Annotated in this window: 10 protein-coding genes and 1 pseudogene; 1 reads left to right on the top strand and 10 read right to left on the bottom strand. The window is 56.1% G+C overall.

Annotated elements, in window-relative coordinates; all coding sequences use genetic code 11:
* The first annotated feature begins 161 nt into the window (after positions 1-161).
* Positions 162-1,478: a hemolysin family protein gene (locus GOB87_RS12870; RefSeq protein WP_166317540.1), complete on the top strand. Its 1,317-nt coding sequence runs from the start codon at positions 162-164 to the stop codon at positions 1,476-1,478.
* 182 nt (positions 1,479-1,660) lie between these two features.
* Here GOB87_RS12870 and atzF read toward each other — a convergent pair whose 3' ends face one another.
* The 10 genes and pseudogenes from atzF to GOB87_RS12920 all read right to left on the bottom strand — a co-directional run.
* Positions 1,661-3,463: an allophanate hydrolase gene (atzF, locus tag GOB87_RS12875; RefSeq protein ID WP_166317543.1), complete on the bottom strand. Its 1,803-nt coding sequence runs from the start codon at positions 3,461-3,463 to the stop codon at positions 1,661-1,663.
* Positions 3,464-3,505: 42 nt separating this feature from the next.
* The gene (gene uca, locus GOB87_RS12880; RefSeq protein WP_166317546.1) at positions 3,506-7,045 is read right to left on the bottom strand and encodes an urea carboxylase; all 3,540 of its coding nucleotides are present in this window, start codon (positions 7,043-7,045) and stop codon (positions 3,506-3,508) included.
* Positions 7,046-7,063: 18 nt separating this feature from the next.
* A complete protein-coding gene (locus GOB87_RS12885; protein WP_166317549.1) occupies positions 7,064-7,708 on the bottom strand; it encodes an urea amidolyase associated protein UAAP2 in 645 nt (214 codons plus the stop codon).
* Between the two features lie 16 nt (positions 7,709-7,724).
* Positions 7,725-8,528 (bottom strand): urea amidolyase associated protein UAAP1, encoded by an 804-nt coding sequence (locus GOB87_RS12890; protein WP_166317552.1) that lies wholly within the window; start codon positions 8,526-8,528, stop codon positions 7,725-7,727.
* Between the two features lie 41 nt (positions 8,529-8,569).
* Positions 8,570-9,049 carry a nickel-responsive transcriptional regulator NikR gene (gene nikR, locus GOB87_RS12895; RefSeq protein ID WP_166317555.1) on the bottom strand — a complete coding sequence of 160 codons (480 nt, stop codon included), beginning with the start codon at positions 9,047-9,049 and terminating at the stop codon, positions 8,570-8,572.
* A gap of 11 nt (positions 9,050-9,060) precedes the next feature.
* The gene (locus GOB87_RS12900; protein WP_166317558.1) at positions 9,061-9,975 is read right to left on the bottom strand and encodes an ABC transporter ATP-binding protein; all 915 of its coding nucleotides are present in this window, start codon (positions 9,973-9,975) and stop codon (positions 9,061-9,063) included.
* A complete protein-coding gene (locus GOB87_RS12905; RefSeq protein ID WP_166317561.1) occupies positions 9,972-10,937 on the bottom strand; it encodes an ABC transporter permease in 966 nt (321 codons plus the stop codon). The genes GOB87_RS12900 and GOB87_RS12905 overlap by 4 nt, the downstream gene beginning before the upstream one ends.
* 20 nt (positions 10,938-10,957) lie before the next feature.
* Positions 10,958-11,941 carry an ABC transporter substrate-binding protein gene (locus GOB87_RS12910; RefSeq protein ID WP_166317564.1) on the bottom strand — a complete coding sequence of 328 codons (984 nt, stop codon included), beginning with the start codon at positions 11,939-11,941 and terminating at the stop codon, positions 10,958-10,960.
* Positions 11,942-12,290: 349 nt separating this feature from the next.
* A complete protein-coding gene (locus GOB87_RS12915; protein ID WP_166317567.1) occupies positions 12,291-13,190 on the bottom strand; it encodes a phosphatase PAP2 family protein in 900 nt (299 codons plus the stop codon).
* 109 nt (positions 13,191-13,299) lie between these two features.
* A pseudogene (locus GOB87_RS12920) lies at positions 13,300-13,400 on the bottom strand (IS5-like element ISMex42 family transposase); the annotation flags it as partial.

Consider the following 13,400-nt stretch of genomic DNA (forward strand, 5'->3'; position numbering starts at 1 on the left):
TTCACTCGGGCTTGCCTTTCCGCACACGCCCCGCGTTTACCTTCCTGCAAAAAATACCGGGCACAAAAAGGAGAACTGGAAATCTGTGCTCGTGACAGAGTATAGGGTGTCCCACAGATCACGCTCCATAAGGGTATGATCGCCAACAAAACCGGTGTCCCTTGCTCCTGCTTCTGATGGGCGTCCTCGCTGTCGTCCTGCTCATTGCCATCAACATCCTCATCTCGCTTTCCGAGATCTCGTTCGCCGCTGCCCGCGACGTCCGACTACGATCCCGCTCTGAGGCGGGAGATGAACGCGCAACCGCCTTCCTCGCTCTGCGCCGCAACAGCGGTCAGGTGATGACGGTACTCCAGATCCTGCTCAATGCCGTAGGCATCATGGGTGGTATCATCAGTTCGGATATGCTCAGCCCGGCCATTTCAGCGATCTTCTCCGGCTGGGGGCTCTCCGCCACGACCGCCGACAGTCTTGGCTCCGCCGCAAGCTTCATTTTTATTACCGCCGCCTTCGTCATCTTTGCCGATCTGCTGCCAAAGCGGATCGCCATGAATGCACCGGATCGCATTGCTCTGGCCATCGGCTGGTTTCCCGCGACAGCTCTGCATCTGCTTTTTCCGTTCGTCTGGGTCTTCTCGAAAATCTCCGACGCACTCCTGCGGGCGCTCAAGATTCCCGCAGCGTCCGCCGTGGAACCGGTCACGCCCGAAGATCTCCGCGCCATCCTTGCCGCCGGCACCGCCTCGGGCGTCCTGCTGGAACAGGAACATCTGATGATCCAGAACGTGCTGGGACTTCAGGACCGCTCCGTCAGTTCCGCGATGACGCCACGTGACGAAATCGTCTATCTCGACATTCTCGAATCCGTGGAAAGCCAACGCGCGAAGGCGCTCCAGCATCCCTACTCACGCTACCCGCTGTGCAAAGGCGGTCTGGACCACGTCATCGGCTCCATCCGTATCGAGGACATCATCGTTGCGGCCGCAACCGACGCCAATGCCGCCCCCCTTACCCGTCTGCGCCGCGATGTGCTGTCCGTGCCCGAGACGCTCAACCTGTGGGATACGCTGGCGCAGCTCGATACGTTGGGCACAGGCTTCGCGCTCATCATCAGTGAATACGGAACCGTCGTGGGTCTCATCACCTACAAGGACATCATGGGAGCACTGACGGACGGTCTGGCCACACCGTTCGAGGAACAGCTCATCGTCCGACGCAATGACAACTCATGGCTGATCGACGGCGCCGCCCCCATTGGAGACGTCATTCGCGAACTCGGCGTGACGGACCTGCCCGACAGCACCAATTTCGACACCATCGCGGGTTTCGTCATGCATCGCCTGCGACGTATGGCCCGAAAGGCCGATCACACGGATGCGGCCGGTTTCCGTTTCGAAGTTGTGGACGTCGAAGGTTTTCGCATCAACCAGCTTCTGGTGACGCGCACTACGGCGGATCAGGATGTCTTGGCGCCCTGACAGGCAGGAAACCTCGAATAGTCCATGAGAGCATAGCGCCGCAGCATAACGTCTGCCACGGCGATGTGGATCATCGCCTCTGCGACGCTGCGATCAAACGCGGTTCGCATGCGACAATCATCCATCTTGATTTCATGAATTAGGCACAAAAACACAAATAACTTTCAAACCACGCAGCAGGATCACCGCTCCGTCATGTAATACCGCCAGCCACCCGTCTCGGTAATGTCCGTGCCACTGCGAGCCACGGCTTCGCTACAGAGGAACCCGCAGACTTCCTTTCCATCCGCCAAGGTAATCCGTCCAATGGACATCGGTTGCAGAACGGAGGCGACAAAACGTCCGAAGCCTGCGGCATCCAGTTCATAGACCTCCACTTCCAACCCTTCTCCCACAAAACCTCGCTCGCGTACCAGTCCGGGCTTGGGTGGCGTCGCATTGGGCAGCGCAAAAAGCCGGTAGTCCGGTGCGGTGCGTGTAGTGGCTCTTAGGACAGCGTGCTCCTGCTCAAGCTGCCAATGCAGGGGAAATCCTTTCAGATGAGCCCCAACCACAGCCAGAAGCACGCGCTCACTGGATGGGATCTCCTCCGCTTTTTCCCCCATGGGGCGATCCGTGCGCGCGGCCCCAACGGCTTCACCCAAAGCTTCGTGAAAACGTCCAGCCAGTGCCGCCAGATCCTCATCCGTAAAAGCCGGAGCCACGAATGTCACACCGAAAGGAAGGCCATCTGGCGCAAAGCCAGCAGGAACAGCGCAGGCCGCCATATCGAGCAGATTCACGAAATTCGTGTATGCCCCGAGCAGACTATTGGCCGCAATGGGCCGATCAATGACTTCCTGTTTCGTGACGATACGCGGCGCGGTCGGCAGCAGCATGACGTCAAAATCAGCCCACATACGCTGTGCCACTTGCTGAAAACCATGCTGACGATAGATCCCCTCAAAGACATCTGTGGCGGTATATTTTTCAGCATCGTCAATGATGGTGCCAACGGTGGGATCCATATCCTTTCGATGTGTGCGATGAAACTCCTTTATGGCCGCAAGCCGTTCGACGACGAAAGGTCCACTATAGAGCAGCGCTGCCGTATTCTTGAGAGGCGCAAAATCCAGTTCGACAGGTGTGCCCCCAAGCTGTTCAAGCAGACGGATGGCCCGGGCGTAGAGGACGGCATTTCCCTCATTACCATCGAAAAAGCGATCTTCTTTCCGCAGAATCCCGAAACGAAATGTCGTGAGCGGCAAAGGACGCGAACACAGCGCACGTGAATAAGGTGCCCGCTCGTCTGGCGCTCCCGCAATCCGCTCCACTTTCCACGCATCGGACGTAGAACCCGCAAAAACCGATATACAATCAAGAGATTCACAAGCGGGGACGAGTCCATACGTGCTGAGAATACCGCGTGACGGTTTGAGTCCGACGATGTTGTTGAACGCCGCCGGAACCCGTCCCGAACCCGCTGTATCCGTTCCAAGCGCAAACGACACCAATCCGGCCGCAACAGCCACAGCCGAACCGGAACTTGAACCACCCGAAACATACTCAGGACTAAACACGGAATGCGGTTGACCATAAGGCGAGCGCATCCCGACAAGACCGGTCGCAAACTGATCAAGATTGGTCTTGCCGATGACAATGGCTCCGGCAGCTTCCAGACGCTGCACAACCTCAGCACTTTCACTGGGCTCATAAGCGAACGCAGGACAGGCTGCCGTTGTCGGCAGACCTGCAACGTCAATATTGTCTTTCACTGCAAACGGAATGCCATAAAGCGGCAGATCGGCAGCAGGCTGTCCCTCCAGTTCGACTGCACGAGCGAGAAGGCGTTCTGTCGGAACACGACTGATCCAGACGGCGGGATCTTTGACGGCATAAGCATTGATGCGCGCAACAACTTCACGCACGATATCTGTCGGCGTAAGTGTTTCGGCACGACAGGCGGAAAGAAGGGATTCTATCTGCAACATGTTTGGCAGGTTCATGATGTTTTCCTGTTCTCTCAGCCCAGATCCACTCATAGAAAGTCAGTTTGTGCGGACAACCATGATTCGTTCGCCGCCCCGCACTTCTCGCCCCTTACGACAGAGAATCTCGGTCACGACGCCGGTTGCTGGCGAGACGATTTTCATCTCCGTCTTCATGGACTCGATGATTGCAACCGTGTCCCCCACCTTCACATGATCGCCCACGTTTACGGGAAGCTGCCACACGCTGCCGGGCACCGGACTGTCCACACCCATATGCCCTTCAGGAAGGATAGACTCATCGGCCTGATTGTCGTTCGTTTCTTCCTCGAAGGTATCGAGCCCCTTCGCAATCCAGTCCTGTCGTTCCGCCTCGAAGGCCGCCTGCTGACGGGCGCGAGCCGCGGCGATCTCCTCCTTGTTAGCTTCAAGGAAAGCGCGATAATGGCGCAGACTGAACTGCGTCTTCTCGATCTTTACGGAAAAACGGCCATATGGGAACGCCGCGCGGGCCTCCATCAGTTCATCATGCGAGACAGGATAGAAACGGATCTGATCGAAAAATCTCAGTAGCCACGGCTTACCTTCGTGAAACACATCGGTCGTTCGCCATGTATTCCAGACCTGTGTGGTGCGGCCGAAAAGCTGGTAACCGCCCGGCCCTTCCATGCCATAGATGCACATATAGCTACCGCCAATGCCCACCACATTGTCCGGCGTCCATGTACGAGCCGGATTGTACTTGGTCGTCACAAGACGATGACGCGGATCGATCGGCGTGGCGACAGGAGCACCAAGATAGACATCCCCCAACCCCATCACGAGATAAGAGGCGTTAAAGATGATCTCCTTGACCGCCTCGATGGAAGGCAATCCATTAATACGCCGGATGAACTCGATGTTGGAGGGACACCACGGCGCATTGGGCCGCACGAGTTCCTGATAACGCTGCATGGCCAGTCGCGCCTGCTCATCATCCCATGAGACAGGCAAATGCACGATGCGACTTGGCACCACGATATCGTCATCGCCCGAAGGAAGCGCTTGTTCGATGGTGTGCAAAACTTCCAGAAGCGAGGACAGCGAGATGACATCGGGGTTATAGTGAATCTGCAACGAGCGGATACCGGGTGTCAGATCGATGATCCCTTTCACCGCCTCGGTTTTCAGGCGTTCCAGCACCAGTTGGGCGCGCAGACGCAACGTAACGTCAAGTTCCGGCGGCCCAAATTCAAGCAACAGATAGTTCTCACCCGCGCGACGATACACAACCGGAATCTCGCCTTCGGAACGAAGCAGAATGGGACTGTCACCCTCAATCGGCGTGGATAGGAAAGCGACACTCACCGGTTGCGGCTGCACTCGGCGAAAACGCACCTTGTCGCCCGGATGGAGTTGCCCAATCTTCCACAACTCATCGCGCGTGAGCACGGCGGGGCAGACAAAGCCACCCAGGCTCGGACCATCGGGGCCGAGCAGGATGGGCATATCACCGGTAAAGTCGATTGCGCCGATGGCATAGGCGTTATCGTGAATGTTCGAAGGATGCAGCCCTGCCTCACCACCATCCGTACGGGCCCAGCGGGGCTTGGGTCCGATCAGCCGGACCCCTGTGCGCGCACTGTTGAAATGAACTTCGTATTCGCTGGAAAACAGTTCCGCGATGTCCTCGTCGCGAAAGAAATCCGGTGCGCCATGAGGGCCGTACAGCACGCCCAGCTCCCATGTGCGTGTCAGTTCCGGACGATCTTCCTGCGGAATGGTGGTGACTGGCAGAGCGTCGGCCTGAGGTACCGCAAGCCGCAGAACGTCTCCCGTGCGAAGCTGACCGGTCGCATGACCGCCGAACTGACCGAGCATGAACGTAGCGCGCGATCCAAGATAAAGCGGCGCATCAATGCCACCACGAATGGCCAGATAAGTGCGGTGTCCCGCACCTTTGATCTGCCCGAAAGCCAGAACCTGACCGGCAAGAACTTCAATCGGCTCCCAGTAAGGTAGCTCTCGGCCATCCAGTGTAGCGGGCATGAATGCCCCCACCAGACCAATGGTAGCTGGTGCATTAAAACGCAGAACCGGCCCGGAAACCGTAAACTCCAAGGCAGCTACACCGTCTGCATTGCCCACAATGCGATTGGCCAGTCGAAAGTTGCGATCGTCCATCGGTCCGCTGGGCGGAACACCCACGTCCCAATATCCGATACGGCCCGGCCAATCCTGCACGGTGGATTGCAGACCCGGAGCAATGACTTCGATTGTTGTCGGCATGTAAGAAAAACTGTTGAGCAGACCGGTGAAAACCTGCCCCTCAAGCACGGCGGGAGCAGCGGTGATGGTGCGCAGATAATCGAGATTACTTTCCAGGCCACCGATACGGGTGACTGAGAGCGTCTCGTTAAGTTTACGAAATGCTTCCTCGCGTGTGGCGCCACGCGCAATGACCTTGGCCAGCATTGGATCGTAATAAGGCGTAATTTCCGTTCCGGTCTCAATCCATCCGTCCACACGCACATCCTGTGCGAAATGTACCTCTGTCAAACGGCCTGTTGACGGACGGAAGTTCTCTGCTGGATTCTCGGCATATACGCGGGCCTCCACCGCCGCACCCTGCGGAATAAGGCTGTCCTGCGATGGCAGGATCAAACTGCCATCGGCCTGACGCACCATCCATTCCACCAGATCGATCCCGAACACCTCTTCCGTGACGCAATGCTCGACCTGAAGGCGCGTATTCACCTCAAGGAAATAGAACTCCCCGCTTTCGGTATCGTAGATGAACTCCACTGTGCCTACGGATTCATACGCAACAGCAGCGCAGAGAGCGCGGGCAGCTTCACGCAATCCTTTGCGCGTCGCATCCGACAAACCAGGTGCCGGCGTTTCCTCAATGACCTTCTGGTTACGGCGCTGAAGCGAACAGTCGCGCTCACCCAGTGTGAGAATATTCCCCTTCCCGTCTCCAAAGATCTGCACTTCGACATGGCGTGCAAAAGCTATAAATTTCTCCAGAAAGACGCGAGCGTCACCAAAATTGTTGCCTCCCATGCGCGAGACGGCTGCGAAACAGTCACGCAGTTCAGCCTCATTATGACAGACCTGCATGCCGATGCCACCACCGCCTGCCGTGCTCTTGAGCATGACGGGATACCCGATGCGCCCGGCCTCAGTTACGGCTTCATCCGCCGTGCCGAGAATATCGGAACCCGGCAAAAGCGGCACGTTGTTCTGGCTGGCCAGTTCGCGTGCCGTGTGCTTGAGGCCGAACGCGCGCATATGCTCCGGGCGCGGCCCCATGAAACGAATACCGCGCTCAGCCAGTTTTTCGGCAAATTCCGCGCGCTCGCTCAGAAAACCATAACCGGGATGGACTGCCTGCGCCCCCGTGCTGGCACAGGCATCCAGAATGGCGTCCATGTTCAGATAACTGTCCGTCACCGCAGACGGCCCGATCAGCACAGCGTCATCAGCTTCCAAAACGGGAGGCGTGAAGCGATCGGCTTCCGAGCACACCGCAACGGATGCGATGTTCATGCGCCGAAGCGTGCGGCTGACACGCCGGACGATTTCTCCACGATTGGCGATGAGAACCTTAGTGAACATGGCGGATCTTCCGGTATGTCAGATGGTAGCGGGATCACCGATGACCACGCGGATTGGCGTGGGCGTGAAACCGTTGCAGGGATTGTTGACCTGTGGGCAATTCGACAGCACCACGAGCGTGTCCATTTCCGCGCGCAGATCGACGAAACCACCGGGAGCGGAAAGACCGTCATCAATCACAAGTTCGCCATTCTGCATGATGGGAACATTCATGAAGAAATTGACGTTGTTGACGATATCACGCTTGCTCATACCGTATTTTCCCACTTCCAGAAGGAAGTTTTCACGACAGGCATGCATGTATTTCGTCTCATGACCGAAACGTACGGTATTAGATTCACAACTGCACGCTCCTGCCAGCGTGTCATGTCGCCCGCAGGTATCTTCAACAACGGTCATGAGGACGTTGCCCTCGTTGGAAAACAGACGCCCACCCTTGCCGATATAGGCAGCCCCCTGATTCACCAGCGTATCCTGCGCACTGTACCGTTCATGATAGGCATGAGCGTTGTAGAACAGGGCGTCCACCGCCTGCTGGCTTTCAAGATCGATAATGCGCAGCACCTGTCCCTTGCGGACCACTCCTGACCACGGCACACGAGCCGCTACGACCTGATCGAGAGTGATGGTCGAGAAAACCTTACTGATGTCATATTCTGGCATGGATCTGGCTTTCGGATCAGACAAAAAGAGGATCGGTGTTTTCGAAACCGCGACGGGCTTCCTCACAAAACGTCCGGCACAGATCATCCGGCTTGAAGGGAGGCGCCTGCCAGCGCACGGCATCGATCGGACCGGGCTCGAACGTTTTTTCCGGCGCCAAAGGATGCGGACAGTTCGAGACAGCAACGAGAAGATTCATCTCCGCGCGCAGATCGACATGATCACCCGCCCGCACATCGCCTTCAATCCAACGGAAACTGCCATCCACCTGCGTGCTGATATGCGAAAAAAAGCTGATGCAGGAGGTGACATCATGTTGCGCCATGTCGTGCTTGCCCGCGATCAAGCGCAGATTGTTGCGCGTGTTGCGGAGACCGGCATTGCCAAAGTTCCGTGCGTTGCTCTGGGGTGTACTCCCCCCCACCAGCGTATCGCTGAATCCGCAGGAATCACCAATGATGGAGGCCAGCACACGTCCCATGTCCGAGAACAGAACGCGGCCTGTCGTCAGGCAGGTGGTCCATTGCAGCTTGATGGTGTCGCCCGCGTTGTACCGCTCACTGTGATCGTCTGCATTCCAGAGTGCGACAGACACACCCTTATTGCCAGACGTGTTAATCAGGCGAAGAGCCTGTCCACGCGGCAGGATCGTGCTCCAGTACCACCCCCCCGGAATGGTTTCGCGATGGAGAACGCGACTTTCCGTCATCTCAATGGGTGTAAAGGCTGGACGTGCGCTGCTCTCGGCAAGAAGCGCCTGATCGCGAAGCTGGTTGTAGCGGGCGCGATACCACTCGGGAGTCTGTTGGTCGATCTGCATGGAACGCTCCTATATTACGGAGTAATTTGAAAACACATTTGTCAGCACGGGGTCATGTCGAGGGCAGGCGCACGCCCCTTCTCATGGACAGGCGGAATCAGGGACGCGATGAGATGAAGTTTTCCCGAAATGACGCCGGACTGCGTCATGAACTGGTCTGCGATTTCCTGAAGTTTTCTCACCTTTCCCTGCACGAGAAGAACTTCAAGCGTCTGACGACGCACAAGGTTGACGTGCAGGGAACTGATAACCTCAGCCAGATTCTCGTATTGCAGTTCAGCGAGTTTCTGGGAAAGTCCGGTTGCGGCGTTGTTATAGAAGAGAATGATGACACCCGCCATCAGCTCATCCGCGCTGTCTTTACGCGACGCCATGAGCTCCTGATGCAGGATATTCTGGATGGCCTGCGAACGGCTGGCATAGCCCTTCTCCGCCACCATGGCGTCCAGTTCATGCAGGATTCCCGGCGGCAGCGAAATGCTGACACGGCTGACCTGTTCTTTTGTTTCCCGACTGCTCATCACTGCGCGTCCTACTCCGCCTTGTCTGTCACGAGGGTGAGGAGCGGAATGTCGAAATCCTCCCCTCCTTCATTCGTTTCCTCGGTGGTATCACCAAAGGATCGGATGAGCGCCTCCAGATGGGCCTTTGTCGCGAGAAATTCGTCCGAGGCCATCTGCGCCGCCCTACGTGGGCGTGAAAGCGGCACCTCGATCACCTCCTCCACCCGACCGGGACGGGGCTTGAGCACAAGGATCCGGTCCGCCAGATAAATGGCCTCGTCCAGATCGTGCGTGATGAAAACAATGGTGATGTCGATCTTGCGCCAGATCTCCATCAGATAGTTCTGCATCTTCAGCCGTGTCTGAGCATCCAGAGCGCTGAAAGATTCATCCATCAACAGCACGCGGGGGCGTGCCGCCAACGCACGGGCAATGGCCACACGCTGTTGCATCCCGCCTGAAAGCTGATGCGGGAAAGACGTGGCGAACTGCTCCAACCCCACCAGCTGAAGCCATTGCATGGCCTGACGTCGCGCTTCCACGCGATCCGTGCCGCCCATTTCGATGCCGAACATCACGTTGCGGCAAACATCCAGCCATGGAAACAGCGTATATTTCTGAAACACCATGCCACGATCGGGACCGGGGCCATTCACCGGTTTTCCATCCACGAGAATGCGGCCTGTGGTAGCATCCTCCAGTCCGGCAAGGATACGGATCAAGGTCGATTTGCCACAACCCGAAGGACCGACAACACAGACGAATTCGCGCCGGTGAACGCCGAACTCGATATCTTCAAGCGCTACGGTCTTATTGCGCTTCTGGGCAAAGACTTTTCCAACATGATCGATTTCCATCACACATTCGCGCTGCCTGATCTGCGCCATGCGTTCGGCGACATCTGGCGGCAACACGCGATAGTCAGGGAGACAATGTTCAGTCATCCGTCACTCTCCCTTTTCCATGTGAACAGTCTGCGCGCCAGCAAACCAAGCACCATGTCCGTGCCCAACCCGACAATGCCGATCAGGACCATGGCGGCATACACATTGTCGAAATGCTGGTAACGTGCCTGCTGGGTGATGAACCAGGTGATACCCGAAGACGTGCCGATCAGTTCCGCCACGATCAGATATGTCCATGCCCAGCCAAGAAGAATACGCTGATCGCGGTAAAGATCGGGCAGAATGCCCGGTATCACCACACGAAAGAGCAGTTTCAAGCCCTTCGCACCGAGCGTGCGAGACGCTTCGATCAGCGCGAAATCCAGCTTGCGGGTGGTGTTGGCAATGACCAGTATCTGCTGAAACAGCGTGCCGATAACGATGATGGCGATCTTGGGCGCATCATAGATACCAAGAATGGCCACTGCGAGCGCACCGAAGGCGGGGGCCGGCAGATAACGGAAAAAATCCACCGACGGCTCAACAAGACGCGCCACGGCAGGCAAAGCGCCACACAGCACTCCGAGTGGCACACCGATCAGTGAAGAGATGACGAACCCCCAGAAAATGATCTGGATGCTGTGCCCAAAGGCTTGCGTGATGGAGTGCTCCGCACCCGTCGGAGCCGAGGACGTGAAGGCGCGACCAAAGGCCGTCAGCACCTCACCCGGAGAAGGAAGATAGACGGGATTTGTCGCAACCCCCTGTGGAACAGGCAGGTTTTTTGTCCGCATCTCGCCCACGGCACGACTGAAATCTGCACGATTCATCCGCATGCCGGATTCGAGATAATCTTCGCCGCCGGGATCGGTAATGAGCACCTGTGGATGCCACACGAAAGGCAAGTAACTCACAGCACTCCATGCGAGTAAAGGCAGGAGCACCGCCAGAACACCGAATACGCCACGCGCTGTCCGGTCGGTCCGACCATACAATCTCCAGGAGGCGGAAAAGCCCTGCATGGCGGTCTCCTGCCTCAGTCTTATTTCGCAGATTCTACGAAAGACGGGTCGATGTAACTATCCACATTTTGCGAAATCTTATAGACACCATAACGAACATTGAAGGAGTCGGAGACGGCTGTGGAACCATAGAGCGAATCCAGACCGTCCTTCTTTGTGAAAACCGCCTTATCATCCGCAATCGTCAACAGATGTGTCCCCTTAAGAAAACGCTTGTAAGCATCAGGAGCGATACCCGTTCGGGCCGCCATGATACGCAAGGCATCGGGCTGTGTCTTCGGATCGTTGATGTAGGCCACGACATGATCCCATACACCGACCAGTCGCTGCCACTGATCCCGATTGTCATGCAGGGACTGTGGATCCACGACAATCGTGTCGTAGATCAGACCGGGCGCCTCGTGTGACGTGAACACCGGACGCGCGCCGGGCACCATATGCAGGGCCTGCCCGGCATTGGGCTGCCAAGCCGCCACAGCCGCGACCTCGCCTGAAGCGAGAACCTGCGGTGTTTCATTGGTCTTGGTGTTGACCAGTTTCACATCTTTCTCGCTCATACCGGCTTTTTCCAGACCCGTGAGCAGAAGGAGATGATCGACCAGGCCCTCTTCCACCGCGATCGATTTACCCCTGAGGCCCTGCATGTCAGTGATTCCCGGCTGGGCCACCACCATGTCGTTACCGTCGGAATAGTCGGTGACGAGGATCATCTCGCCTTTATGACCGTTCGCGCCCGTCACCAGAGCGTCGCCATTCGTGGCCATGACGGCATCCAGCTTGTGCGCGGAGAACGCATCGAGCGAAGCGCTGTAATCGAACCACTGAAAATCGGCATCCACGCCAGCATCTTTCAGCCACCCCTTATCGATGGCCACCTGCCATGCCACCCAGCCCGGCCAGTCGCTGTAACCGATCTTCAATGTCGCGGCGGACGCTGAGGCGAGAGTCGCAACAGCGCAGACGCCAGCAAACAGGACTTTGCGAAGAGACGAGAGCAGGCGCATGGACAGACTCCAGTAATACGAATAAGGAAAATCGTATTACTCATTCTCCGGTGGAATCCCGATCATTGCAACATAAAAATGTTTTTATCTCGAAACTAAAATATGTTTTCTCATAACATATTGATATTATTGTTTTATCTGAAGGTGCTGTAGCTTTGAAATTGAACAATGAATGAGAAAATGCACATGACAGTCGTGGTCATGTGCATTGGACTCGGTGTGGACTGTCGATAATTTGCTATACTTAAATCAATATGGCTTTCGCTTGAGGGCAACGCAAACACCTACAAGCTTGATAGACGATGCCATGCGGTGAAAAAACTATCATCAGCGGATTGAGAAACGTCCCCTATCTCTCTCCCGATACGACACCCTCACACCCGCCGTTTTTCCCACCCATCTCACCATAATGATGCCTTGGAATATGAAGCGTGGCTTTGATCGCGTGTTTGATGGTCTGAGCTTCATCGCGCACACTGAGCAGCATGCTGGCAACGGAAAAACTGCCATAAAAGAAAAGACCATAAAAAACGCCGGGCCTACGCTGTTCAAAATCCAGAGTCGCCTGAACAGGGTAAGACCGGATCAGAGGCAAACCCAATTCCACAACAAAAACGCCCAATGCCGAACCCGCCAGCACATCGGTCGGATAATGTATACAGAAATAGATCCGGCAAAGATTGACCAGAACGGCAAAGCCTATCAGCACCAGACCAATACGACGCGAAATCAGCCATACAGACAGCACGAGACCCGCAAGCAAAGCGGCATGATCACTGGGAAACGATCCCCAGCCTGTCAGAGATGTCGGATCCACCGGCAAAGGCAGCACCACATGCACATCCGCATCATGCAAGAGCCGCACATGACCGCGCACGGCAAGTTGCGCCAACCGGCTCAGAGTGCCGACCAGCATGGAAAAAACGAGTCCATACAAAATAATGCTGCGGTCTGTCCGAGAGGGATACGCAAACCACAGACCGAACAGGACTGCGACAACAACCGCCACAGTCACACCGTCGGATGTAAACCAGTACAAGAATGCATCAATAATATAAGATCGGTTTGCCAGCGTATTTAAAGCTTCAACAATGGCGTAATCGCCCGATCCCACATGAAACCGGGCCAGAGCCGTCAGAATAAGGAAAAGAACGCCAGATCCGACCAAAATCGTTTTACGACTCAGCGATTTACCCGGATATTCCATACGCGATTCCAGCCCCAGATATCCAAGTATTTCCTTGAACATTCCAAAACCGAAATACTTCTTCTCTTTCTCACACCAAAGCAAACAACAAAAAATGTTATAGTGTGTCAAAGCGCAACATTATAACATCAACATGCAAGACTAGGGCCTGTTAGGGCTTGATCCAGTCTGCTGCGGCAGCGATGTGGATGACCGCGAGGAACGACGTTGCTGTTTTTTCATATCTGGTTGCGACAGCGCGCCACTCCTTGA

Origin of the sequence: Acetobacter estunensis, from assembly GCF_011516945.1 — a bacterium.
Taxonomy (GTDB): domain Bacteria; phylum Pseudomonadota; class Alphaproteobacteria; order Acetobacterales; family Acetobacteraceae; genus Acetobacter; species Acetobacter estunensis.